Annotated in this window: 19 protein-coding genes; 6 read left to right on the top strand and 13 right to left on the bottom strand. The window is 60.3% G+C overall.

Going from position 1 to position 25,935, the window contains the following annotated elements; all coding sequences use genetic code 11:
* Nucleotides 1–243 precede the first annotated feature (243 nt).
* Nucleotides 244–882, bottom strand: a complete 639-nt coding sequence (locus HY067_11430) for a diguanylate cyclase (GenBank protein ID MBI3528566.1) — start codon at nt 880–882, stop codon at nt 244–246.
* A 190-nt stretch (nt 883–1,072) separates the two neighbouring features.
* Between HY067_11430 and HY067_11435 the strand changes: the two genes are divergently transcribed.
* The 6 genes from HY067_11435 (at nt 1,073) to HY067_11460 (ending at nt 8,394) form a co-directional block, all read left to right on the top strand.
* Complete coding sequence (locus HY067_11435) at nt 1,073–2,395, top strand: adenosylmethionine--8-amino-7-oxononanoate transaminase (GenBank protein MBI3528567.1); 1,323 nt, start codon at nt 1,073–1,075, stop codon at nt 2,393–2,395.
* 118 nt (nt 2,396–2,513) lie between these two features.
* On the top strand, nt 2,514–3,851 hold the full coding sequence (dacB, locus tag HY067_11440) for a D-alanyl-D-alanine carboxypeptidase/D-alanyl-D-alanine-endopeptidase (GenBank protein MBI3528568.1): 1,338 nt from the start codon (nt 2,514–2,516) through the stop codon (nt 3,849–3,851).
* Nucleotides 3,852–3,993: 142 nt separating this feature from the next.
* Nucleotides 3,994–5,310, top strand: coding sequence for a bifunctional UDP-N-acetylglucosamine diphosphorylase/glucosamine-1-phosphate N-acetyltransferase GlmU (gene glmU / locus HY067_11445; protein MBI3528569.1), 1,317 nt, complete (start codon nt 3,994–3,996; stop codon nt 5,308–5,310).
* 66 nt (nt 5,311–5,376) lie between these two features.
* The gene (gene glmS / locus HY067_11450; protein MBI3528570.1) at nt 5,377–7,206 is read left to right on the top strand and encodes a glutamine--fructose-6-phosphate transaminase (isomerizing); all 1,830 of its coding nucleotides are present in this window, start codon (nt 5,377–5,379) and stop codon (nt 7,204–7,206) included.
* Between the two features lie 55 nt (nt 7,207–7,261).
* The gene (locus HY067_11455) at nt 7,262–7,738 is read left to right on the top strand and encodes a tetratricopeptide repeat protein (GenBank protein ID MBI3528571.1); all 477 of its coding nucleotides are present in this window, start codon (nt 7,262–7,264) and stop codon (nt 7,736–7,738) included.
* Between the two features lie 2 nt (nt 7,739–7,740).
* Nucleotides 7,741–8,394 carry an HAD-IA family hydrolase gene (locus HY067_11460; protein ID MBI3528572.1) on the top strand — a complete coding sequence of 218 codons (654 nt, stop codon included), beginning with the start codon at nt 7,741–7,743 and terminating at the stop codon, nt 8,392–8,394.
* A 13-nt stretch (nt 8,395–8,407) separates the two neighbouring features.
* On the opposite strand, the gene HY067_11465 is transcribed toward HY067_11460, so the two are convergent.
* The 12 genes from HY067_11465 to aroK all read right to left on the bottom strand — a co-directional run bounded on the left by HY067_11465 (nt 8,408) and on the right by aroK (nt 25,930).
* A complete protein-coding gene (locus tag HY067_11465; protein MBI3528573.1) occupies nt 8,408–9,184 on the bottom strand; it encodes an SDR family oxidoreductase in 777 nt (258 codons plus the stop codon).
* Entirely contained in the window at nt 9,181–9,834 is a 654-nt protein-coding gene (locus HY067_11470; protein MBI3528574.1) for a thiol:disulfide interchange protein DsbA/DsbL, read from the bottom strand. Before HY067_11470 ends, HY067_11465 begins: the two co-directional genes overlap by 4 nt.
* 18 nt (nt 9,835–9,852) lie before the next feature.
* On the bottom strand, nt 9,853–10,512 hold the full coding sequence (locus HY067_11475; GenBank protein ID MBI3528575.1) for a thiol:disulfide interchange protein DsbA/DsbL: 660 nt from the start codon (nt 10,510–10,512) through the stop codon (nt 9,853–9,855).
* A 31-nt stretch (nt 10,513–10,543) separates the two neighbouring features.
* Nucleotides 10,544–11,149 carry an SPOR domain-containing protein gene (locus HY067_11480; protein MBI3528576.1) on the bottom strand — a complete coding sequence of 202 codons (606 nt, stop codon included), beginning with the start codon at nt 11,147–11,149 and terminating at the stop codon, nt 10,544–10,546.
* 14 nt (nt 11,150–11,163) lie between these two features.
* Nucleotides 11,164–12,906 carry an arginine--tRNA ligase gene (locus HY067_11485; protein ID MBI3528577.1) on the bottom strand — a complete coding sequence of 581 codons (1,743 nt, stop codon included), beginning with the start codon at nt 12,904–12,906 and terminating at the stop codon, nt 11,164–11,166.
* Nucleotides 12,907–12,961: 55 nt separating this feature from the next.
* Complete coding sequence (locus HY067_11490; protein ID MBI3528578.1) at nt 12,962–15,139, bottom strand: primosomal protein N'; 2,178 nt, start codon at nt 15,137–15,139, stop codon at nt 12,962–12,964.
* Nucleotides 15,140–15,458: 319 nt separating this feature from the next.
* Nucleotides 15,459–16,520, bottom strand: a complete 1,062-nt coding sequence (locus tag HY067_11495; protein ID MBI3528579.1) for a uroporphyrinogen decarboxylase — start codon at nt 16,518–16,520, stop codon at nt 15,459–15,461.
* Between the two features lie 92 nt (nt 16,521–16,612).
* Nucleotides 16,613–18,076, bottom strand: coding sequence for a glutamate synthase subunit beta (locus tag HY067_11500; GenBank protein MBI3528580.1), 1,464 nt, complete (start codon nt 18,074–18,076; stop codon nt 16,613–16,615).
* A gap of 90 nt (nt 18,077–18,166) precedes the next feature.
* Nucleotides 18,167–22,822 carry a glutamate synthase large subunit gene (gene gltB / locus HY067_11505; protein ID MBI3528581.1) on the bottom strand — a complete coding sequence of 1,552 codons (4,656 nt, stop codon included), beginning with the start codon at nt 22,820–22,822 and terminating at the stop codon, nt 18,167–18,169.
* A 315-nt stretch (nt 22,823–23,137) separates the two neighbouring features.
* Nucleotides 23,138–24,259 (bottom strand): deoxyguanosinetriphosphate triphosphohydrolase, encoded by a 1,122-nt coding sequence (locus HY067_11510; protein ID MBI3528582.1) that lies wholly within the window; start codon nt 24,257–24,259, stop codon nt 23,138–23,140.
* Nucleotides 24,252–25,340 (bottom strand): 3-dehydroquinate synthase, encoded by a 1,089-nt coding sequence (gene aroB / locus HY067_11515; protein ID MBI3528583.1) that lies wholly within the window; start codon nt 25,338–25,340, stop codon nt 24,252–24,254. Before aroB ends, HY067_11510 begins: the two co-directional genes overlap by 8 nt.
* Nucleotides 25,328–25,930 carry a shikimate kinase AroK gene (gene aroK, locus HY067_11520; GenBank protein ID MBI3528584.1) on the bottom strand — a complete coding sequence of 201 codons (603 nt, stop codon included), beginning with the start codon at nt 25,928–25,930 and terminating at the stop codon, nt 25,328–25,330. The genes aroB and aroK overlap by 13 nt, the downstream gene beginning before the upstream one ends.
* Nucleotides 25,931–25,935 lie beyond the last annotated feature (5 nt).

A 25,935-nucleotide genomic window follows, 5' to 3' on the forward strand; every position in this document is an offset into this window, starting at 1 on the left:
GAAACATTTTACTTAACTAAATGTCTTTAGTCAAGGGAAAGTTTTACTTTTTTGCGAGAAATCGTGCGGTTTTGGGGCAGATTTTCATGCCCATGATGGAAAACGGCTATTTGGATGGGTTTCGTCAAGTACATACTCCCGAATCTCGAGGTCCGGACCAAGCCAAACAGGATGTAAGCGGGCGCTTACATAAAAGGTGGGCGACGTACTCGCTCTAAGTCGGCGTCAGGGTGCTTACGCAACTCAGTTGATGAGGGAGCAGGAACCCGGCACGCCAAAGCGATACACAGTTTTTCTGGAGCCATTGCCAATGGGCGGCACCGACTCAATCGGGCACGGCGGAGTCCGCGTGCCGTCCGCACCCAACGTGGTGTCATCGGCAAACTCCGCCCAAATACCACGATAAACCGGACGGAACATCCACATCAGGTAGCCCCGACGAGCCGCAAGAGTAACCAGTTCCGCCGCATCGGGTGCTTCTGCCTCCACAACCGGGAAATCGTTGAATCCGTAAGGAAACGACCCGAAAGCCTGCAAACATTCCAGGGCTTCGCTCGAATCCGCCCCCGGGCGAGTGCATCCTGCTCGCTCGGCGCGGGCTACATCCCAAGCACCGAGCTCCCAGCCCGCTTCCATGGCCGCCCGATCCAGCATGGCCAAGTCGCTCCAGCGACCGTTAACCTGAAGTGCTGAGCTCGGGATTGGCTTGTAAGCCACCGTCTCGGCTTCTTCGCATTCGATGATTTTTTCCTCGACGAAGCCATGCCAGTGCAGCGTCAGGATCACCGGGGTGTCCGGGCATGGCACGGCCGCGACAGTAACCGCCACCAAAGGCAGGGGTTTGGCGGATATATGCTCGGTGATGGTTTCCAGCAAGTTCATGCAGAACCTCCTTTACACCGGATATCTCGGCAGCTTATATCGGGCTACCTTCAAAGAGTAAAGCATCAACGATGCCTGACTGCCTGGCAGCCAAACCCGCAGAGCGCCAATACTCCCGCTTGATTCACCGCCGAAAAAATGTCTTACTGCGCGCGATGTCCAGCCGCGCCACTACCTGCTCTGCATCCTGATGAATTCCAATTTGCCTCGCAACCAGGATCTGCTCGCCCGCAGCCTGCGCTCCGTCTGGCACCCCTGCACCCAGATGAAGCATCACGAGCAAATGCCGCTGGTGCCGATCGCGCGCGGAGACGGGATGTGGCTGTATGACTTCGACGGTAACCGCTATCTCGATGCGATCAGCTCCTGGTGGGTCAATCTCTTCGGGCATGCCAATCCGCGCATCAATGCTGCGCTGACCGAACAGCTCGGCAGGCTGGAACACGTGATCCTTGCCGGCTTCACTCATGAGCCGGTCGTGCAGCTTTCTGAGCGACTGTCGACGCTGACCGGCCTGTCGCATTGTTTCTACGGCAGCGACGGCGCATCCGCGGTCGAGATCGCCCTGAAAATGAGTTTCCATTACTGGAAAAACAGCGGACGTTCTGAGAAACAGGGATTTGTCAGCCTGAAAAACGGCTACCACGGGGAGACACTGGGTGCTCTGTCGGTGACGGATGTGCCCCTGTTTCGGGATACGTATGCGACGCTATTGAGGCAGAGCACCCAACTTCCCTCGCCGGATTGGCGCGATGCGCGTCCCGGGGAAAGGGCCGAAAATGTTGCTATTCGTGCGGCGGACGCGCTGGAAGCTTATCTCGCCGCAGCGCACGCGCAGACTGCGGCCCTGATCGTCGAACCGCTGGTCCAGGCCGCGGGCGGGATGGCAATGTACCACCCGCGCTTTCTGCGCGAAGCCCGAGCTCTGTGCGATCGCCACGGCGTGCACCTTATCGCCGACGAAATCGCGGTAGGATTCGGTCGCACCGGCAGTTTTCTCGCCTGCGAACAGGCCGGTATTCGCCCGGACTTCGTCTGCCTGTCCAAGGGCATCACCGGCGGCTACCTGCCGTTGTCGGTAACAATGACGACCAACGACATCTACCGTGCGTTCTACGACGATGAAATGGCGCGAGGCTTCCTCCATTCCCATTCCTATACCGGCAACGCGCTCGCCTGTCGTGCCGCGCTGGCAGTCCTGGATATTTTCGAGCAGGACGACGTTATCGCCGCGAATCGGGCCAAGTCCGCGCAGATGTCCAGACGGTGTCGAAAAATCGTTCAGCATCCCCGTGTCAGACAGTTCCGCAATACCGGCATGATCTGGGCATTCGAAGTCGCGACGAAGGACCCGTTGTTCCCGCGAAAGTTCTATCGCTCGGCGCTAGACCGGGGACTGTTGCTGCGACCGCTCGGCAACACCGTTTACTTCATGCCGCCGTATGTCATTGCGGAAGAACACATGGACATGCTCGTCGAAGGTACCTGCGCAATCCTGGATGGCACGGACTGATGCGGCGCCGATCGCGCCTTCCTTGGCCGCTGCCATCGTGATGTCCGTGCGTATCCGATTCATCCTCTTGCTGCTCGCCGTATTGCCGGCGACCGTTTGCGCTACAGCGCTGAACAGGCTGCCGGCGAGCATAGCCGCCGCCCTGGCACAGGCCGGCGTTCCCGAAAGCGAGGTCGGGGTCTACGTGCATGACCTCACCAGCGACCGCGAGGTGTTGTCCTTCGGTGCCGACCAGGCGCTCAATCCAGCCTCCGCGATGAAGTTGCTTACCACGTTCGCGGCGCTCGAATTGCTCGGACCGGCTTATACATGGAAGACCGAAGCCTGGCTGGATGGCAAGCTTGACGGTGACCGGCTCGATGGCAATCTGGTGCTGAAGGGCTATGGCGATCCAAAATTCAACGTGGAGAGTCTTTGGCTGTTTCTGCGTGATCTTCGCAACCGCGGCGTGCGTGACATCACGGGTGATTTGTTGCTCGACCGCAGCTTTTTCGCCATCGACAACCACGATCCGGCGCTGTTCGATAGCGAGCCGTCGCGGCCTTATAACGTCGGACCGGACGCGCTGCTGATCAATTACAAGACATTCCGGCTCCAGTTCGTGCCGGACGAAAGAAGACAGACGGTCGGCATATTCTCGGACCCGCCCCTGCCGCAGTTACGGCTGGTGAACAACCTTCGTCTCGGGCCGGGAAACTGCGACGTATGGCCGGAGAAGCCCGGGATCAACGAAAATACCCTGACGTTTTCTGGTGTGTTTCCATCGGGCTGCGGCGAGAAGTTTCGTTATTTCAGCCTGCTCTCAGCGAATGACTACGCAGCAACGCTGTTCCGGCAGTTCTGGCAGCAGGTCGGTGGCAGCTGGTCAGGCCGCGTGCTGGACGCCGAACTTGCCGCAACGGCGGAACTGTTCATCACCTGGCAATCGCCGCCGCTCTCCGAATTGATCCGCGAGGTCAACAAATTCAGCATCAACGTCATGGCGCGGCAGATCTTTCTCACCCTGGGCGTGCGTGAGGATCCGCCCGCTACCCTCGAAAAATCACAACGCGCACTGCGCGAATGGCTTGGCCGGCGTGGACTTTCCTTTCCCGAGCTTGTGGTCGAAAACGGCGCGGGGCTGTCGCGTGTCAATAGAATCAGTTCCCGACACCTCGCCCAGGTGCTGATCGCCGCCTATCGCAGCCCGTTGATGCCGGAATACATGGCCTCCCTGCCGTTAACGGCGATCGACGGCACAATGAAAAAGCGGTTGAACAATTCTCCGGCCGCGGGACAGGCCCACGTGAAGACAGGCTATATCGAAGGCGTACGCGCGCTCGCCGGTTACACCCTTGACGCGCGTGGCCGAATGCTCGCCGTCGTAATGATCATCAACCACCCTCGTGCAGGCGATACGCAGCCTGTGCAGGATGCGTTGCTCGAATGGGTTTACGCGGGACGAACTGCCCTTTGACCCAATCGGAGAGGCTCAAACGGGTTACCCGCAGCAACCAAACCGGGGGCTTATGCGATAATTCCTGGCACAGTCTTCGCGCTTTCCTGTGAAAAAAGCCCCTCTCAACGTCGTGATCCTTGCCGCGGGTAAGGGTACGCGCATGCACTCCCGGCTTCCCAAGGTCTTGCACGCCATCGGCGGCAAACCGATGCTCGGTCATGTGCTGGAGCGCGCAATGGCGCTGCGGTCTGAGCGCACCATCGTCATCTACGGCCACGGAGGTGACGCGGTTCCGTCCGCCTTCGGGAATGCACCGGTCAAGTTCATACGACAAGAGCCGCAGCTTGGCACCGGTCACGCAGTCCGGCAGGCCTTGCCCTACCTGCTGCCCGGCGGCAGCACATTGGTGTTGTATGGCGATGTGCCGCTTACCCGGGACAACACGCTTAAGGACCTCATGTCGAAACCGGGTCTGCGAGTTCTTACTGCGACACTAAGCGATCCCACGGGCTACGGCCGCATAATTCGGGATCGCGCCGGCCGCATCCAATGTATCGTCGAGGACAAGGATGCAAGTCCAAAAGAGAAAGCCATAGGGGAGATCAACACCGGCATTCTCTACGCACCGACGGACCTGCTGCAGCACTGGCTATCAAAGCTGACCAACCACAATGCACAGAAAGAATACTACCTGACCGATGTGGTGCGCCTTGCAATTGCATCGAAAACCGAAGTGAGCTCGACCATTCCGGCAGACGAGTGGGAGATCCTGGGCGTTAACAGCAAGGAGCAGCTGGCCTATCTTGAACGCGTTCATCAATTGCAAAATGCCAGGGGCCTCATGGCGCGTGGTGCGACGCTGGCTGATCCATGGCGTTTCGATTTGCGTGGCGAACTCGATTGCGGCGCCGATGTATTTATCGACGTAAACTGCGTATTTGAAGGAAAGGTCCGGCTGGCGGATGAAGTCAGAGTCGGCCCGGGTTGCGTGCTGAAGAATGTCGAAATCGGGGCAGGCAGCGAGATCGCGCCTTACTGTCATCTCAATGGGGTCGTCATAGGTGCCAACTGCCAGATCGGTCCCTATGCGCGGATGCGTCCCGGTACACGGCTGGCCGACGACGTGCATATCGGCAATTTCGTCGAGACCAAGGCGACCGAAATTGGCAACAAGTCCAAGGCCAACCACCTGAGCTACCTTGGCGACACGACGATAGGCAGCGGCGTCAACATCGGTGCGGGCACCATTGTCTGCAACTACGACGGCGCCAACAAATATCGTACTGTGATCGAGGACGGCGCCTTCATCGGCTCAGATACACAACTGGTCGCGCCGGTCACCATTGGTCGTGGTGCCACCATCGGCGCAGGGAGCACGATCACCAAAGATGCCCCCGCGGAAGCGCTGACGCTATCGCGCTCCAAACAGATATCCGTGTCCGGCTGGGTACGCCCAACCAAGAAGAGTCCAAAGTAACGACCGCATTCAACATGCTTGGCCGTTCATCGATCACTAGCCACTAAATCATCGGTCAATACATTTATGTGTGGAATCGTAGGCGCAGTCGCTCGGCGTAATATCGTTCCCATCCTGATCGAGGGTCTGCGCAAGCTTGAGTATCGCGGCTACGATTCCGCGGGGATTGCGGTAGTCAATGGCGGTCTGCATCGCCTGCGCAGTATCGGGCGCGTGGCTTCGCTCGCCGAGATGGCGGATCAGGCGAAGGTTCACGGCAACCTTGGCATCGCACACACCCGCTGGGCCACGCACGGGGTTCCTTCGGAGCGCAACGCCCATCCTCATGTCAGCGAGGACGGCTTTGCGGTCGTTCACAACGGCATCATCGAAAATCACGAAGAGATACGCGCACGGCTTTCGACTGCCGGGTATCGCTTCGCCTCCGATACCGACACCGAAGTCGTCGCACACCTGATTCATCTGCACTGGAAACAGGATGGCAACCTGTTCGCCGCCGTGCGCAAAGCCGTCGCCGAGTTGCGCGGGGCCTACGCGATCGCGGTGTTGTCGGAGAAAAGTCCTGAAACGCTGGTAGTCGCGCGCAAGGGCGCGCCATTGCTGCTGGGACTGGGCAAAGGTGAAAACTTCGCCGCATCGGACGCTTCTGCGCTGCTGCAGGTCACCAAGAAGGTCATCTATCTCGAAGATGGCGATGTGGCCGAGATCGGGTTGAACGGCGTGCAAATCTGCGACAGCACAGGCAGCGAAGTGATCCGGTCCGTGCATGAAAGCAAATTGTCCGCAGACGCGGTAGAACTCGGGCCGTACCGTCACTACATGCAGAAGGAAATCTTCGAGCAGCCAGGGGCGGTGGCCAATACGCTGGAGATGGTCATCGGCGCCCAATCGATCGTGCCGCAGTTGTTCGGCGTCGAGGCCGAGAGCATGATGAAGCGGATCAACGCAGTCACCGTGCTCGCCTGCGGAACCAGCTATCACGCCGGGCTGGTTGCGCGTTATTGGATAGAGGCAATCGCAGGCATTCCCTGCTCGGTCGAGATCGCCAGTGAATTCCGCTATCGGGAGAGTGTACCGAATCCCGACACACTGGTCATCGCCATATCCCAGTCAGGAGAGACCGCGGATACGATAGCCGCGCTGCAATTCGCCAAATCGCTTGGGCAGAACCTCGCGCTGGCAATATGCAATGTGGCGGAAAGCTCATTGATCCGACACGCCAGTCTGAAATTTCTCACGCGCGCCGGACCCGAGATCGGCGTGGCCTCGACCAAGGCATTTACTACTCAACTCGCAGCGCTGTTTTTGCTGACGCTGGTGCTGGCCAAAACGCGTGGTCGGCTTTCCGCGGCGGATGAGCAAAAGCATCTGCAAGCGCTGCGGCACCTGCCTTCTGCACTGCAACAGGTGCTCACGCTCGAACCCGAGGTTGCAAAATGGGCGAAGCGATTTGCCGATAAACAACATGCACTGTTCCTCGGTCGAGGCATGCACTATCCGATCGCGATGGAAGGCGCGCTCAAGCTCAAGGAGATTTCCTATATCCACGCGGAGGCCTACCCGGCCGGCGAGCTCAAGCACGGACCGCTGGCACTGGTGGACAAGGAGATGCCGGTAATCGCGATCGCCCCGAATGATGCGTTGCTGGAGAAACTCAAGTCCAACTTGCAAGAAGTCCGCGCCCGCGGTGGCGAGCTCTACGTGTTCGCCGATGCCGACACCCATATTCAGGCCGAGGATGGGGTGCATATCATCCGCATGACCGAACACGCAGGTTACCTGAGCCCCATCCTGCACACGCTGCCACTGCAGTTGCTGGCGTATCACGCCGCACTTACCAAGGGCACGGATGTCGACAAACCGCGCAATCTGGCAAAGTCTGTCACTGTCGAATAAGCATGGAAATGCGAATTGCCGAACGAGCCGTCGAATATGTCGAACGGAGGAGGACATGCAGAAATTCCTGAAATTATTGATTCCCTCAATGCTTGCCGTCCTGAGCCTGATCATACTGCCGACGGCCGTAGCGAATATGGGCTCGGAGGAATCAACCGAGAGCAGTGATCCAAACTACCTGGAGGGCAAAAAAGCCGTGGAATCGCAGGAGTGGAAAAAGGCGATCGACCTGCTCTCGAAGGCGGTGCAGGCCGTGCCGAACAATTCCGATGCGCACAATCTCCTGGGATACGCATATCGTAAGACCGGGAGGTTCGACGCTTCATTCGTCCAGTACAACGAAGCGTTGAAGCTCGATCCGACGAACAAGCACGCACATGAATACATCGGGGAGGCCTATCTTTTGACCGACAACCTGCCCAAGGCGGAGCAACATCTCGCCGAGCTGCAGAGAATCTGTTCGCCGATTCCGTGCGAGGAATACAAGGAGCTCAAGCGCGCCGTGGACACCTACAAAAAGGCCAAGAAGTAGCGATGCCCAATCCGGCGATATGCGCCGTGCTGTGGGATTTCGGCGGCGTGATGACGGAAAGTCCTTTTCTGGCGTTTCGACGTTTCGAAGAGGAACGCGGATTGCCTGCCGATTTCCTGCGCGGCATCAATGCGCGCAACCACGATTACAATGCCTGGGCGCGTTTCGAGCGATCGGAACTGTCGCCTCATGAGTTCGACGAAGTTTTCGCCGCGGAAACGCAGGCCGCCGGTCACGAAGTGCGCGGGCTCGATGTCATCGATCTCCTTTATGGTGAAGTCCGGCCGGCCATGGTCGCAGCGCTCAGGGCCTGCAAGCGCCACTTTACCAATGCCTGCGTCACCAATAACGTAGCCGCGGGGCCTGGGCGGGGGTTTGAGCGTGACCCGGGGCGCGCCGTCGAATGGAAGGGAATTCTCGACTTGTTCGACGTCGTCATCGAATCTTCCAAAATCGGCGTGCGCAAACCCGAGATTCGGTTCTTCGAACGGGCTTGCGAGCAACTCGGCATAAGCGCGTCGCAGGCGGTCTATCTGGATGACCTGGGCACCAACCTGAAGCCTGCGCGAACCATGGGAATGCGCACCATCAAAGTGGAGGATCCGGCCATCGCGATAGCCGAACTCGAGTCGGTACTGGAAATTTCCTTACACTGAAGACGCGGCGGGTTCAGCGGGGCGGCCGACGCGGCTTGTGCGGCGCGCGCGCGAACAGCAGGTCATACAACGGCCGCGGCAACCGGCGCAACACCCAGCCAACCAGCGCCATCTGCCAGGGCAGAACGTAAAACTTTTTGCGTGCGGCGATCGCCGTAGCCACCTTCGAAGCTGCTACCTCGGCATGCATTAAAAACGGCATGCGATAGGGATTTTTCGAAGTCATCGACGTGGCGACATACCCCGGGCAAATCGTCACGACCGATACACCGCTGCCGTGCAATTCGACACGCAAGCTTTCGAGATAGGAGATCGCGGCTGCTTTCGACGCGGAATACGCCGCGGCGCCCGGAATACCGCGAAATCCGGCTACGCTGGCGATCCCGGCCAGTACACCCTCGCGCTGCCGTTTCATCGCTTCGACGAATGGCTGAAAGGTCAGCATCATTCCAATGACGTTGATCGCCATGATTTCTTCGAACACCGCGTTGTCCTCGGGATTGCCTGTGAGCGTACCGGCACTTATCCCTGCATTCGCGATCACGACATCGGGACTTCCCACACGGGCGACGAAATCCTCCGCAGCCATCGCCAGCGCGCGCGCGTCCGTTACATCCACGGCATACGTGTAGGACCGAACCGGCAGCGACGCCGCAAGTTGCGTGAGAAGATCCGCGCGACGCGCGATCAGACCAAGCGTGGCACCGCGTCCGGCGTATTCCAGCGCGAGGGCTCTGCCTATGCCGCTGGAGGCGCCGGTAATGATGACCTTCCGGGCCGGCGCCTTCATTTCAGTGCACGCGCTGCACGCGCCTTGTCGATCAGGCCATCGACTATGGGCAACAGCGCATCCAGACTGCCGGCCATGCGGCCACTGGTCATGTATTTTCCGTCCACGACGAAGGATGGCGTGGCGCGAATGCCATACGCCACGGTCGCATCGCGTGCCCGCTGCACCTGCGCCCTGACCAGATCGGAGTCCAGCATTTGCTCGAGTTTCACGCTATCGAGACCGGACTTCTGCGCCCATGCGCGGAGTTCGGTGGAATTGCCGAGATTGAGCCCCCCCTCATGTACGACCTGATAAACCTGCATATGCAATCTTTCAATTTCCCCGAGTTGTTCGAGGGCGAAATAAACCCTGGTGAGCGGGACCCAGGCCATGCGCCGAAGGGCCGGCACGCGCCGGAAAGAGGTGTCGTGGGGGACGGTCTTCAGCCAGGATTGGAGCTGCGGCTCGAGGCGGTTGCACGATTCGCAGCCGTAATGGAAAAATTCGATGACTTCGATCTTGCCCGGGACTGCCACCGGCTGGGGCACAACGAGAACGTAGTCCACGTCCTCCATCGGCTCTGCTGCCATTGCGCCAGGCATCAACGCGAACAGGTGCCCGGCCGCGATCAGCCACGCCGGGCTTAGCGCGGCAATGAACTGCTTCACGATCCCGCCGAGGGCGGGTTAGCGTGCACCGCCCTGGCTCAGATCGATCAGCTCGTTCAGGACCTGCATGAGCCGGTTATGATCGACATTGCCGTCGGCACGCAAGGACATCGAGGGCCCGGTCAGGTAACGGCCGCCGATGATCAGATAGGGCGTGCCGGGGATACGATAGTTGCGCGTCATCTGCGTGGCGCGCTGCACCTTGTTGTTCACACTGAAGGAGTCGAAGGTCGCTTCGAATTTCTTGGTGTCGACTCCCTGTTCGCCGATCCATTTCAGCAGAATCGCCCGGTCTGTCAGATTCAACTGTTGCTGATGGATCGCGTAGTACACCTTGTCATGCAGTTTTTCGAGCGCTCCCATTTCTTCGAGCGTGTAGTAGATCTTGGCTAGCGGGATCATGCGTTCATTGAAAACCGCCGGGACGTAGCGGAACTCCGCATTCTTCGGTTTGTTCTTCAGCCAGGTCTTCAGATTCGGTTCGAATTCATAGCAATGCGAGCAGGCGTAATTGAAAAACTCCAGCACCTCGACGCCCTTCACCGTGGCCGGCTGGGGTTGAGGTGGATCGATCAGCTTGTATTCCTTGTCCAGCACAGGCTTGGCTGCAGCGGCCGACGCAAGTACGAATCCCAGTATCGTCAGCGCGGCAAGAAAAATGGGGCGTAATTGTTTCATGTCATTCCCGTAACGTTGGCAATCGCCGATTCTATTCGCGAACCTTGATCAGGTTTGCTTCCAGCTTGTTTTCCTTCAGAGCAGCACGTGACTTGCTTAGTTCATCCTGGCTCGAGAACGGGCCAACTCTCACGCGGTGCCATACCTGGCCGTCCGGCAGCGTGGCGGTCTGGATCTGAGTCTCGATACCGGCAAGAGCCAGGCGCGCCTTGAGATTGTCCGCGTCGGAAGGACTCTGGAAGGCCGCCACCTGCAGGAAATAAACTTCCTTGGCCGCAGCAGGGGAAGTCCGTTTGAATTCCTTGTCCGTAACCGCTTCTTCGGTACCCGGCAGGATTTTGTAGAAGTCGAAGCGCGGTTTGACCTCGCCGCTCTTGGCGTGTTTCTCGCCCGCAGGCGGGAACGGCTTCGATGTCTCCGTGGCGGGAGACTCCTTCTGCGGGTCGGTGGATTTCTCTGTGGATTTCTCTGCGGCCTTCTGCTTCTGGAGAAAGGGATTGGCGCCCTTGTTGATGTACAGGGCAACGCCGAGAGCAATGCAAAGGCCGACCAGCAACCCGATCAGGATGCCGACCCATATCGGACTGCCGCGTCCACCGGCCGCGGCAGATCCGCTGTTTTTGTAGTCGCGGCTCATTACGGAAGTTTACCTTACATCCTGTCGGGGGCGCCCACGCCAAGGATCTCGAGTCCATTACGCAATACCTGGCGAATCGCCGCTGCCAAAGCCAGTCGCGCCAGCTTGATGCGATCGTCTTCGACCAGCAGACGCGTGAAGTTGTAATAGCTGTGAAAGCCACCCGCAAGATCCTTGAGATAGAACGCCAGCAGGTGCGGCGCAAGTTCGCGCGCTGCGCCTTCGATCTGTTCCGGATAATCCAGCAGTTTCTGCAGAATCTGCAGTTCCTGCTCTTCAACGAGCGGCGTCAGGTCGGCGTTGACCAGCTCCGCCGGATTTCCGCCCCATTGCTCCATGACGGAACAGACACGCGCGTGCGCGTACTGGATGTAGTACACCGGATTATCGTTGCTTTGTGATTTTGCGAGGTCGAGATCGAAGTCCAGGTGCTGGTCGCTCTTGCGCAGCACATAGAAGAAGCGCGCCGCGTCGTTGCCGACTTCGTTGCGCAATTCACGCAACGTGACGAATTCACCGGCACGCGTGGACATCGGCGCCTTCTGGCCGTCGCGGTAGAGCACGGCGAACTGCACCAGCGCGATCGTGAGCCTGTCGGGATCCAGGCCGAGCGCCTGCAGCGCGCCCTTGACGCGCGCAATGTAGCCGTGGTGATCCGCGCCCCAGACGTTGATCACGCGATCGAAGCCGCGCTCGTATTTGTTGAGGTGATAGGCAATGTCGGACGCGAAATAGGTGTACTGGCCGTTTTCGCGCTGGACGACGCGGTCTTTCTCATCGCCGAATTCGGTCGAGCGGAACCATTTCGCCCCCTCTTTCTGGAAAAGGTGACCGCTTTTCTCCAGCTTTTCGACGACCCGTTCGACGAGCCCGGAATCGAACAATGATTTCTCCGAGAACCAGGAGTCGAAGGTGACGCCGAATTCGAGCAGATCGTTGCGGCAATCGCTGAGCTGTTCGGTCAGCACGAAGTCATGCAGGCTGTCGTAATCCGCGCCGAGCAGCCGCTTGGCGTTCGCAATCAGTCCGTCGAGATGCGCTTCCGGGTCGGCTTCAATCGACGGCACACCGCCCAACACGGCATCGGCGGGATGCAGGTAGCGCTTTCCTTGCGCTTCGTGGAGTTGGCGCGCCATGTCACGCACATAGTCTCCTTGGTAGGCATTCGGCGGAAACGACAGCGTTGTTCCGTTGATTTCGAGATAGCGCATCCACACGGATAGCGCCAGGATATCCATCTGCCGGCCGGCGTCGTTGACGTAATACTCGCGAGCCACGGAGAATCCGGCGGCTTCGAGCAGACTGGAAAGGCTCGCCCCGTAGGCCGCGCCGCGTCCGTGTCCTACGTGCAATGGCCCGGTCGGATTGGCTGAAACAAACTCGACCTGCACCTTCCTTGCATGTCCGAGATTGACGCGTCCGAATGCGCCTCCGTGTTCCAGAGCTTCACGCACGACCCGTTGCTTTGCGGCGGGCTTCAAATGCAAATTGACGAACCCGGAGCCCGCAACTTCGGCCTTGTCCAGAAAGGGTGACGCGGGCAACGCCTCCACCAGCGCTTGCGCGATTTCCCGCGGATTGCGCTTCATCGGTTTGGCGAGCTGCATCGCCAGACTGGAAGCATAGTCTCCGTGCTGCAAAGACTTGGGGCGCTCGAGTACCACGGGAATGGCAGCGGCACCAGGCGCGACAACCTGGAGGGCCGAATGCAGCAAATCGGTGAGATGAGAACGTATGTCTGACGGGGTATTGCTCATTACGCGCTACGTCGAATAAAAGCGGGGATTATACCGACTCGATCACGGCGGCCCGTCACAGTTCTATCGGATCGACATCAAGCGACCAGCGCACCCGGGCGGCCTTCCTTTCCACCAGCAGGGGACGCCATTCGGACAGAAAGCGCTGCAATTCCGCGCGCGACGCAGACTGCGCCAGCAGATGCCCGCGATGATGGCCGGCTATTTTCGCAATAGTTGCGGGCACCGGATCGTAAAGCGTGACTGCCTCGCGCCCTATGCCAGCCTGGCTCGCCGCGTAGCCGAGGAAATCCATCAACAACGATTCGCTCTGCGATTCGGCGCGCAAGAGCGCCTGATACACAAACGGCGGAAACACGGCACGCCGTCGCTCGTCGAGTAATTCTTCGGCGAAGGTCCGGTAATCCTGGCGCACCAGTGCCTGATACAGCGGATGCTCGGGAAATTGCGTCTGCACGAGCACCTCGCCCGGCAGATCGGCGCGCCCGGCCCGACCCGCGACCTGCATGAGTTGCTGGAACAATTTTTCGCCGGCGCGAAAATCGGTCGAGAACAACGCGCTGTCCGGATTGACCACGACGACGAGCGTCAGTTTGGGAAAGTCATGCCCTTTGGCCAGCATCTGGGTACCCACCAGGATGTCCACGCGTTCACGGCGAATATCGTCCTGCATTGCGTGCCAGGTATGCTTGCGCCGGGTGCTGTCGCGGTCGATGCGCAGGACGCGCGCGTCCGGAAAGTGTTCCCCCAGCAATTGTTCGAGACGTTGTGTACCCTGTCCCAGACCCTTTAAATCCTGGTTGCCGCACGACGGGCAGGCGCGTGGCACCTGCTCCTGATGTCCGCAATAATGGCAGCGCAGAACGGCGTCGCGAAGATGCCAGACCAGGCGAGCGCTGCAGCGACTGCATCCGGCGTTCCAGCCGCAGGCGTTGCAGACCAGCGCAGGAGCGAAACCTCGTCGATTCAGGAACACCAGGCTTTGCTCACTGCAGGCTTGGCGTGCGCCGATCGCCTGCAACACCTGATCGGAAATGCTCTGCGCTTTCGCCATGCCGCGGATGTCGACGAGCTTTATGGATGCTCTGGTCGCCGCGGGACGCTGGCTTAGGTGCAAATGGCCGAAGCGCTTGCTGCGCGCGTTGTGGTAGGTCTCGAGCGACGGCGTGGCCGAGCCGAGGACGACAGGCACCTGCCGTTGCCGCGCTAAAAAAATCGCAAGATCGCGCGCCGAATAGCGCAAACCGTCCTGTTGTTTGAATGACCCATCCTGCTCTTCGTCGACGATGATCAGGCCGAGTCGCGGCAGCGGGGTGAAGATCGACAAGCGGGTGCCGATCACGACCTGGGCCTGGCCGGCGCGCGCGGCGAGCCAGTTCGCACAGCGCTCGCCTTCCGCCAGATTGCTATGCAAGCTGACCAGCTGCAGCTCGGGAAAGCGGCCGCAAAATCGTTCTTCGAGTTGCGGCGTGAGATTGATTTCCGGGATCATCAGCAGCGTCTGCAACCCGCGCCCGGCGGCCTGCTCGATCAATCTGAAGTAGACCTCTGTCTTGCCGCTGCCGGTAATGCCTTCCAGCAACCATGGCGAGTAGGACCCCAGTCCCGCCGAAATCGAGTCGACTGCGCCGCGCTGTTCGTCGGTAAGTTCATGTTTCGCGTTCGTTGTGACATCAGGTTTGGCGTGAGAATCGGTCTCGTCATGCTTTTCCACCCATCCCGCCTGGACCCACGACTCCACGAGTTCCACGGCACGCGCAGACATCGCGAGCAAATCTGGGCGGCGCAGCGCATGCACGGAGCGCAGGGCTTCTAGCAGTCGACGCTTGACTATGGCCCGTACCGGAAACTGATCCGGGTTCAACTCCTTGCCAGCGATCGTGAGCACATACTGCCATTGCGGTTTAGGAGCGACGTAGCGAACGCGCCGTAATGCAGCAGGCAAGGCGACAAACGCGGCTTGGCCGATCGGACATTGGTAGTACTCACTGGCAAATCGAATCAGGGCAAGCGTGTCGGCCGGCAAGGGCTCCACCGGCACGATGCTTTCGATGCCGCGCAGGCGCGCATCGGCGATCTCGGAGTGCTCTGCGACCTCGAGGACCAATCCGACCTGGCGTCGCCTGCCGAAGGGAACGACGACGAGTTGCCCTGCCAATATCCGCTGTCCCGTCAAGCGGTAGTCGAACAACGAATTCACCGGGCAATCGAGCGCGACTCTTGCGATAGCCATTATCTGTTGGCGGACAATCCGGGCGGCGTATGGAACCCAGCGGCTCTGCTCTAACTGACTTTCGGGAAAGGGCTTTTTTTGGACGTAGACCGACTGTGGATAATTCTGTTGATGAAACTACCCGGTTGCTCTCTGGGAAATTGGTCTGAAACCCAGAAGGGACGCGGGATTGAGCGTGTCAACATTAATTATATTAATAAATTCAATATCTTAAAACGGTACTGCCCGGAAAGGCGCATGGTTGCTGCATTTCAGCTTGCGGCAGTCCGAAATTGTGCATAAACAGTGGGGTTTCGAGCGGCTACCGATGGTAAACCACTCAGTGAAACTGCCTGCTTTCCGAGTGTACCGCGTCCACTAACGCGGCCAGATTCTCAGGCGGAGTGAACTGGGAAATGCCATGGCCGAGATTGAAAACGTGGCCGGTCCCATATCCGTAAGCCGCCAATATCTTGCCGGCCTCCCGGCGGATGACTTCCGGCGGCGCCAGCAGCACAGCCGGGTCGAGATTTCCCTGGAGAGCCACACGGTCACCAACGCGAGCGCGCGCCTGTCCGATGTCGGCGGTCCAGTCGAGACCCAGCGCGTCGGCTCCGCATTGGGCGAGGCTCTCCAGCCATAGACCTCCACCTTTTGTGAAGACGATTCGCGGAATTTTTTGCCCGTCCCGCTCGCGTCTCAACTGGGCGCATACGCGCTCGATATAGCGCAGGGAAAATTCGTGAAAGGCCTCCCCGGAAAGCATGCCTCCCCAAGTATCGAAAATCATCACGGCCTGGACACCGGCTTCGATCTGTGCATTGAGATAGTCCGTCACCGCACGCGCATTGACTTCCAGCAGGTGGTGCAGAAGTTCGGGGCGCTCATAGAGCATTTTCCTGGTTTCGTGAAAATCGCTGCCACCACGTCCCTCGATCATGTAACACGCCAGAGTGAACGGACTGCCGGAGAAACCGAGCAACGGTATCGCGCCGGCCAGCGCTTTCCTGATCTGCGTCACGGCGTCTAGCACGTACGGCAATTGTGCTACTGGATCGGGCGCAATCAAATTGCGGATATCGCGCTCGTCGCGTAACGGATGCTGGAAGCGCGGCCCTTCGCCTTCCGCGAAATAAAGTCCCAGTCCCATCGCGTCGGGAATGGTAAGAATGTCTGAAAACAGGATTGCTGCATCGAGCGGAAAACGGGCGAGCGGTTGCAGCGTGACCTCGGTCGCGAAGTCCGGGCTCTTGCATAGATCGAGGAAGCTTCCGGCGCGGGCACGGGTCTGGTTGTATTCGGGAAGATAGCGGCCGGCCTGCCGCATGATCCAGACCGGCGTATACGGGGTCGGCTCACTCAGTAGCGCGCGCAGGAGGACATCGTTCTTCGGTCGGGACACGTGAGAGGGCGAAAAAGTGATCTTGATCGGCAAACTGTGACCGGCAGGCAGACTCGCGCCGTCAAGCGTTCATTGTTTGTCGATTCTGGGTTTCAGCGCGGCAATTCGGAACGGCCCATCAAAAACTCGTCCACTGAGCGGGCGCACTGACGGCCTTCGCGAATTGCCCAGACCACGAGGGACTGGCCGCGACGCATATCACCCGCGGCGAATACCTTCGGTACCGATGTCGCGTAGGCCTTCGGGCCCTCGGTGCCGGCCTTGACGTTGCTGCGCGCGTCCCTTTCGACGCCGAATTCGTCGAGCATCGACTGCAGGGGCGAAACGAAGCCCATCGCTAGCAGCACCAGATCGGCAGGCATATCGAACTGCGAGCCCTGCACCTCGTGCGGCTTGCCGTCTTTCCATTCCAGCCGAACCGCCCTCAGGGCGGTAACACGATTGTTGCTTCCAATAAATTCCTTGGTCGCGACCGACCAGTCGCGGTTCACGCCCTCCTTGTGCGAGGAAGAGGTGCGCAGCCGCGTCGGCCAGTACGGCCACACTGGATTGCGCTCGACATCGGGAGGCATCGGCAGCAGCTCGAACTGCCTCACCGAGCGCGCGCCGTGGCGGTTGGACGTGCCGACGCAGTCCGAGCCGGTGTCGCCGCCGCCGATGATGACGACATGCTTGTTGGTCGCCCACAGCTCGGGGACCGTCGAGTCGCCAGCGACGCGTTTGTTCTGCAGCGGCAGGAACTCCATCGCGAAATGAACGCCGTCGAGGCTGCGGCCCGGGATCGGCAGGTCGCGCGGCTGCTCGGCGCCGCCGGCAAGCACCACGGCATCGAACTCGGCCATCAGTTTCCCGGGCGCGATGCTTTCGCGCGCGTCGCTCACCACGCCCTTGCCGGGCGGCTGCACGCCGACGAATACCCTGGCGCGGAACTTGACGCCCTCGGCGCGCATCTGGTCGAGGCGCCGGTCGATCACGCCCTTTTCGAGCTTGAAGTCGGGGATGCCGTAGCGCAGCAGGCCGCCGATGCGGTCGCTCTTCTCGAATACCGTGACCTCGTGCCCGGCGCGCGCGAGCTGCTGCGCGCAAGCGAGCCCTGCGCCGCCCGCGCCGACCACCGCAACTTTCTTGCCGGTCTTGTGTGCCGCCGGTTGCGGCCGCACCCAGCCTTCTTCCCAGGCTTTGTCGATGATCGCGTGCTCGATCGACTTGATGCTGACGGCATCGGCGTTGATGCGCAGCACGCAGGCTTCCTCGCACGGCGCGGGGCAGATGCGGCCGGTGAACTCCGGGAAGTTGTTGGTCGAGTGCAGCACCTCGATCGCGTTCTTCCAGTCCTGACGATAAACCAGATCGTTCCAGTCCGGAATGATGTTGTTGACCGGACAGCCCGACATGCAAAACGGAATGCCGCAATCCATGCAGCGCGCGCCCTGAGTCGCGGCCGCCTCGTCCGACAGGCGTGCATAGAACTCGCGGTAGTGCTTCTTGCGGGCCTCTTTGGGCTCGTGCGGCTCCTCGAGGCGCTGGTACTCCATGAAACCGGTGATCTTCCCCATTTTTCAGTCCCTTGCATCCCTACAACTAGAGACACAGAGGCACCGGGAGAACACAGGAGTCTGTGTTCTCTGCGCCTCTGTGGTGAGTTCTTACGCTGCCAGCTTGCGGCGCTTGGCCGCCAGTTCGCCAAGCGCGCGACGATACTCGGACGGAAACACCTTGACGAACTTGGCGCGGTAAGCGGCCCAGTTGGAAAGTATTTCCGTGGCGCGTGCGCTCGCGGTATAGCCGGCATGCTTCTCGATCGCGCCCTTGAGAATCGCTTCATCGGCCCGATTCATGTGCCACACGTCCTGCGGCACCTTGGCCTCCTGCTCGGCTTCGGACAAAACCGGCTCGAGCTGCACCATCGACTGGTTGCAGCGGGTCTTGAAGCTACCGTCCTCATCCAGCACGTACGCGATCCCGCCCGACATGCCGGCAGCGAAGTTGCGCCCGGTGGTGCCGAGCACGACTACCGTGCCGCCGGTCATGTATTCGCAGCCATGGTCGCCTACGCCCTCGACCACGGCGCGCGCGCCCGAGTTCCTGACGGCGAAGCGCTCGCCGGCAACGCCGCGGAAATAAGCTTCGCCAGCGATCGCCCCGTAGAGCACCACGTTGCCGGTGATGATGTTCTCGGTCGGCTCGCCGCGGAACTTCGGCGAGGGCTGGATCGAGATGCGCCCACCCGACAGTCCCTTGCCGCAATAGTCGTTGGTATCGCCGATGAGGTCGAGGGTGACGCCATGCGCGAGGAAGGCGCCGAAGCTCTGCCCCGCGGATCCCGCGAATCGGATATGTATGGTGTCGTCCGGCAAGCCGTCATGGCCGTAACGCTTGGCGATCTCGCCCGAGAGCATGGTGCCGCCAGCGCGGTTGATGTTGCGGATGGGCATCTCGATCGTGACCTTCTCGCCGCGTTCCAGCGCCGGCTTCGCCAGCTCGATCAAGCGGTGATCGAGCACCTTCTCCAGTCCGTGGTCCTGCTTCTCCGTGTTGTAGCGCGCGACATCGGCCGGCATCTGCGGCATGCAGAAGATCTTCGAGAAGTCGAGCCCCCTCGCCTTCCAGTGCTCGATGCCCTTTCTCATGTCGAGCCGATCGGTGCATCCGATCAGCTCCTCGAGCGTCCTCACGCCGAGTCGTGCCATCAGCTCGCGCGCCTCCTCGGCGACGAAGAAGAAGTAATTGATCACGTGCTCCGGCTTGCCTTCGAACTTCCTGCGCAGCACCGGGTCCTGCGTCGCCACCCCCACCGGACAGGTGTTGAGGTGGCATTTGCGCATCATGATGCAGCCCTCGACCACCAGTGGCGCGGTGGAGAAGCCGAATCCGTCCGCTCCGAGGATGGCGCCGATCACCACATCGCGGCCAGTCTTCAACTGGCCGTCCACTTGGACCGCGATGCGACCGCGCAGGCGATTGAGCACCAACGTCTGCTGGGTCTCGGCGAGTCCGAGCTCCCACGGGGTGCCCGCGTGCATGATCGACGACCAAGGGGAGGCGCCGGTGCCACCGTCGTGGCCGGCAATGGTGACGTGATCGGCCTTCGCCTTGGACACGCCCGCGGCCACGGTGCCGACACCCACTTCGGACACGAGTTTTACGCTGATCGCAGCATCGGGGTTGGCGTTTTTCAGGTCGTGGATAAGCTGCGCGATGTCTTCGATGGAGTAGATGTCGTGGTGCGGCGGCGGCGAGATCAGTTCGACTCCCGGCGTCGCGTAGCGCAGCTCGGCGATGTACGCGGACACTTTGCGGCCAGGCAGCTGCCCGCCCTCGCCGGGTTTCGCCCCCTGTGCGATCTTGATCTGGAGCATCTCGGCGGACACCAGATACTCGGCGGTGACGCCAAAGCGACCAGAGGCAACCTGTTTGATCTTCGACTTGAGGGAGTCCCCCGCGACCAACGGTATGTCGACTTCCACGCGCTCGCGGCCGAGCCGCGACATCAGGCTCTCGCCGGCCTTCACCGGCGCGTAGCGCCTGTAGTCCTCGCCCCCTTCGCCGGTGTTGGATTTGCCGCCGATGCGGTTCATGGCGATGGCAAGCGTGGCGTGCGCCTCCGTGGAAATCGACCCTAGCGACATGGCACCAGTGGCGAAGCGCTTGACGATCTCCGCCGCGGATTCGACCTCCTCGATCGGCACCGGCGCGCACTGGTCGAACTTGAACTCGAACAGCCCGCGGAAAGTCATGTGACGCTTCGACTGGTCGTTGATGAGCGCGGCGTATTCCTTGTAGGTCGAATACGAGTTCGCGCGCGTCGACTGCTGCAGCTTGGCGATCGCGTCCGGCGTCCACATGTGCTCTTCGCCGCGCACGCGCCAGGCGAACTCGCCGCCCGCATCCAGCGCGTTGGCCAGCACCGGGTCGCGCTCGTCGAACGCCGCGCCATGCACGCGGATCGCCTCCTCGGCGACGTCGAACACGTCGATGCCCTCGACGTTCGAGGTCGTGCCGGTGAAGTACTTGTCGACGAGCGACCGCTTCAGGCCTACCGCCTCGAAGATCTGCGAGCCGGTGTAGGACATGTAGGTCGAGATGCCCATCTTCGACATAACCTTCATCAGGCCCTTGCCGATTGCCTTGACGTAGTTGGCGACTCCCTTCTCGCCGCGGTAGTCGTCCGGGATCGATTCGTCGGCATGGAGGATGGTCTCCATCGCCATGCAAGGGTGCACCGCTTCCGCGCCGTAACCCGCGAGCAGCGCGAAGTGATGCACCTCGCGCGCGGACCCGGTTTCCACCACCAGGCCGGCGGAGGTGCGCAAGCCCTTGCCCACCAGGTGCTGGTGAATCGCGGACAAAGCCAGCAGCGCCGGGATTGCGACATGCGTTGCGTCCAGTTTGCGATCCGACACGACCAGAATGTTGTAGCCGGAGCGCACCGCATCCTCGGCCTGCGCGCACAGGCTGGCCAGCCTTGCCTCGATCGCCTGGTTGCCCCAGGCGACCGGGTAAGTGATGTCGATTTCGAAGGACTTGAACTTGCCGCCGGTGTAGTAATCGATGTGCCGGATGGTCTCCATCTGGTTGAAGTCCAGCACCGGCTGGCTGACCTCGAGGCGCATCGGCGGATTCGATTCGTCGATGCCGAGCAGGTTGGGCTTGGGTCCGATGAAGGAGACGAGCGAGGTCACGAGCTCCTCGCGGATCGGGTCGATCGGCGGGTTGGTGACCTGGGCGAACAACTGCTTGAAATAGTGGTAGAGCGTCTTGTTTTTGTTGGACAGCACCGCGAGCGGCAAGTCGTTGCCCATCGAGCCGATCGCCTCCTCGCCCTGCTGTGCCATCGGACTGAGGATGAACTTCAGGTCTTCCTGGGTGTAGCCGAAGGCCTGTTGGCGGTCCAGCAGGGGCACCTTGCTTTGCTCTACTATCTTGGTGGAGGCCGGCAGGTCGTCGAGCTTGATACGGATGCGGTCGATCCACGCCTTGTAGGGCTTGGTGTTGGCGAGCGTATCCTTGAGTTCCTTGTCATCGATGATGCGACCGGTCTCGAGGTCGATCAGGAACATCTTGCCAGGCTGCAGCCGCCATTTCTTGATGATTTTCTCTTCCGCTATCGGCAGCACGCCGGCCTCCGAAGCCATGACGACCATGTCGTCACCGGTAACCAGATAGCGAGCGGGGCGCAGACCGTTACGGTCCAGCGTTGCGCCGATCTGGCGTCCATCGGAAAACGCCACGGCGGCCGGACCATCCCATGGTTCCATCATCGCCGCGTGGTATTCGTAGAAGGCGCGCCGGTGCGGGTCCATCAGCGTATGCTTTTCCCAGGCTTCGGGAATCAGCAGCATCATGGCGTGCGCCAGCGAGTAACCACTCATGGTCAACAGTTCCAGCGCATTGTCGAACGAGGCGGAGTCGGACTGCCCGTCGTAAATCAACGGCCAGACCTTGTCGAGATCCTTGCCCAGGATCGGGCTGAAGATGGCGCCCTGGCGGGCGCGAAGCCAATTGACGTTACCGCGCAACGTGTTGATCTCGCCGTTATGCGCGATCATGCGGAACGGATGCGCCAGATCCCAGGTCGGGAAGGTGTTGGTCGAAAAACGCTGGTGCACCAGCGCCAGCGCCGATGCCACCCTGGGATCGGAAAGATCCTTGTAGTAACTACCGACCTGTCCTGCCAGCAGCATTCCCTTGTAAACCAGCGTGCGCGCCGACATCGACGGCACATAGAATTCCTTGCTGTGCTCCAACTTGAGCACCTGAATGGCGTGCCCGGAAACCTTGCGGATGATGTAAAGCTTGCGCTCCAGTGCGTCCGTAACGGTCACTCCAGCACCACGGCCGATGAAGACCTGCCGCATGACCGGCTCGATCTTTTTAACCGATTCGCCGAGGCCGGCATTGTCGCGGGGCACGTCGCGCCAGCCGAGCAGCACCTGGCCTTCGTCCTTGATCGCGCGCTCGATCTCGTACTCACAGGCCAGCCGCGAGGCCGGCTCCTGCGGCAGGAACACCATGCCTACGCCGTACTCATCGGGCGGCGGCAGCTTGACACCCCTGCCGGCCATTTCCTCGCGGAAGAACTGGTCGGGAATCTGGATCAGGATCCCGGCACCGTCTCCGGCCAGCGGATCCGCACCCACCGCTCCGCGGTGAGTGAGGTTCTTGAGGATCTGCAGGCCCTGCTCGATGATGGCATGGCTCTTGGCACCCTTGATGTTCGCAATGAAGCCTACGCCGCAGGCATCGTGTTCGTTGGCCGGGTCATAGAGACCCTGCCTGGCAGGTAAAGAAGGATGAACCATGTCGTCTTGCCTCTGAGCCGTATCAGTAGTGGGTGCCCGCCCCGCTAGTCGCCGGGACCGTCGAAAATTCGGGGGAGTCATGAATGGTACCGCGATTGCCCGCGCCCTTTCAATAAACGGCGGCTGACAAATGGCAGTTCCATCCAACCAAGATAGGACTGATCTTCAGTGACGGGACGCTTGTCTGCGGACCGTCCAAAGCCCGCTTTTCCGAGCCCGGATCAGGGGTATTAGGAAGCTGGATTGGGTAATTGCACCGCGAATCCGCCGTGACGGCCACATCTGCTGCCGCGCTACCAGCCAGACGAGCCAAAATCAGGTTTCCTCTACGGTAAATAGTCTGCGATGCTCGCGGATGGCGTAGCGGTCGGTCATCCCTGCGACGTAGTCCGCAATTGCCCTGGGCAGGTCGGTTTCAGCGCGCACCTGGAACTCCGGCGGCAGCAGGCGCGCATCGCTCAGGAATGCCCGAAACAAGTCGGTGACAATGCGTTTAGCCTTATTGCTCATACGCGCCACCCGGTAATGCTGGTACAGGTGTTTGTGCAGGAATTTTTTGAGCTCCTGCTGTTCTTGCTGAATACCGGTGCTGAACGCGATCAGCGGCGGCGCATTGCGTACATCATCGATCCGCCCGGGACGATGCTGCGCGATCAATGTCCGGCTTTGCTCGGTCAGATCGGAAACCAGCGTGTTGATCATGCGCCTCACCGTTTCATGAATCAGGCGGCGGTCGAGCAGAGCCGGATATTGCGTTCTGACGTTGTCGAGATGCCGCGAGAAAATCCGCACGGACGACAACTGCTCGATCGTTATCAGTCCCGAGCGCAATCCGTCGTCGACATCATGATTGTTGTAGGCGATTTCGTCGGCCAGGTTGGCGATCTGCGCCTCCAGGGAGGGTCTCTGTTTCCGGATGAAGCGCTCGCCGATTTCGCCCAGTTTCTGCGCGTTCTTGAGGGAACAGTGCTTCAGGATGCCTTCGCGAGTCTCGAAACAGAGATTCAACCCGTCGAAAGCGGCATAGCGCTGCTCCAGCACATCGACCACGCGCAGCGACTGCAGATTGTGCTCGAAGCCTCCGTGATCCTTCATGCAGTCGTTGAGCGCATCCTGGCCTGCATGGCCGAACGGTGTGTGCCCGAGATCGTGTGCCAGCGATACGGCCTCGACCAGGTCTTCGTTGAGCCCGAGACTACGAGCCACTGAACGTCCGATCTGCGCGACTTCAATGCTGTGGGTCAGGCGGGTGCGGAACAGATCCCCTTCGTGATTGACGAATACCTGGGTCTTGTATTCGAGGCGACGAAAAGCTGTTGAGTGAATGATGCGGTCACGATCCCTCTGGAATTCAGTGCGCCCGACCGGAGGTGTTTCGGTGAACTGCCTGCCGCGGGAAGTCGCGGGATTGGCGGCGTAGGCCACCAATTCATGCATGCGCCGCTACTCCGGCGAGGACTTCGCGCAAGTTGCGCAAATCGAATTCTGTCGTCATGAATGCAGCGCCCAGCGATCTGAGCAGGACCAGGCGAAGCCTGCCATTCTCGACTTTTTTGTCATGGCCCATGAGTTCAAGGTAACGGTCCTGACCCAGTGACGGCGCCTCTATTGGGAGACCCGCACGGACGAACAGGCGCGCAATGCGTTCCACGTCATTGGCCGTCAGCAAACCCATGCGCTCCGAGAGTCGTGCCGCCAGAATGGTTCCGGCCGCCACAGCCTCGCCATGCAACCAAGTACCATATCCCAAACCGGCTTCAATCGCGTGCCCAAAGGTATGGCCGAGATTGAGAAGGGCACGCTCGCCGGATTCGCGCTCGTCTGCGGCGACCACTGCTGCCTTGTTTTCGCACGAACGCCCAACGGCATAAGCGAGCGCCGCAGGGTCTCGCTTATTCAAGTTGTCCATATTGGCTTCCAGCCATTCGAGAAATGGCAGATCCATGATCAAACCATACTTGATCACCTCGGCCAATCCGGCGGAGAGTTCGCGGGCAGGCAGCGTGTCGAGGATCGTCGTGTCCGCAAGGACCATGCGCGGCTGGTGGAACGCGCCGATCATGTTCTTGCCGAGCGGATGATTGATCGCGGTCTTGCCGCCGACGGCTGAATCCACTTGCGCAAGCAGTGTCGTTGGCACCTGAATGAAAGGCACCCCGCGCTGATAGCTGGCCGCGGCAAACCCCGCAAGATCACCCACTACCCCTCCACCGAGGGCAATGATGGCTGATTTGCGCTCACAGCGGTTCGATAACAACGCATCGAAAATCGCATTCAGGGTCTGCCAGTTCTTGTGCTCCTCGCCGTCAGGCAATATGACGGGGACGATTTCCACGCCTTCTCTGCGCAGCGTTGCGCTGAACTTTTCTAGATAGAGCGGGGCGACCATGGTATTGGTGACCACGGATATCTTGCGCTGTGGCAAGTGCGGCAGGAACAGTTCGGCTCGCGCGAGCAGCCCTCCTCCGATATGAATCGGGTAGGCCCGCTGGCCGAGCCCGACCGTTACGGTTCGCATCGCGGCTGGTCCTGCGCAGCGGCGGGTTGGTCGCACCGGGTTTCGAGTACCTGATGCAACCTGTTGACGAGGGTGGTGAGGCTTTGGTTGCCAGTATCGATCGTCAGGTGCGCGACTTCGCGGTACAGCGGATCGCGCATTTCGTACAACTCATTGATCCGCGTACGCGGATCCGCGGTTTGCAAAAGCGGGCGATTCTTGTCATACCGCGTTCTGTTAAGCAGGTCTTTGACGCTGGCCCTGAGGTAGACGACCGTGCCCCTGGCCCGGAGCCTGTCACGATTCTCCTGTACCAGTACCGCTCCACCGCCGGTGGCGAGCACGACCTCGTCCAGCGCAGTCAGTTCGTCCAGAACCGCAGACTCACGATGGCGAAAACCCGACTCACCCTCAATTTCAAATATCACGGGTATCTTCACCCCGGTTCGACCTTCGATCACGTGATCCGAGTCATAAAAGACCTTGCTCAAGCGCTTCGCCAGGACTCGACCAACGGAGGTCTTGCCTGCGCCCATCATCCCGACGAGGAAAATATTTCCCGGAATCGCCAAATCGGCTTGTCCGGAACTTTCGGGGATTGCGTTGTGCATGGCGC

Source organism: Betaproteobacteria bacterium (assembly GCA_016194905.1).
Lineage (GTDB): Bacteria > Pseudomonadota > Gammaproteobacteria > Burkholderiales > JACQAP01 > JACQAP01.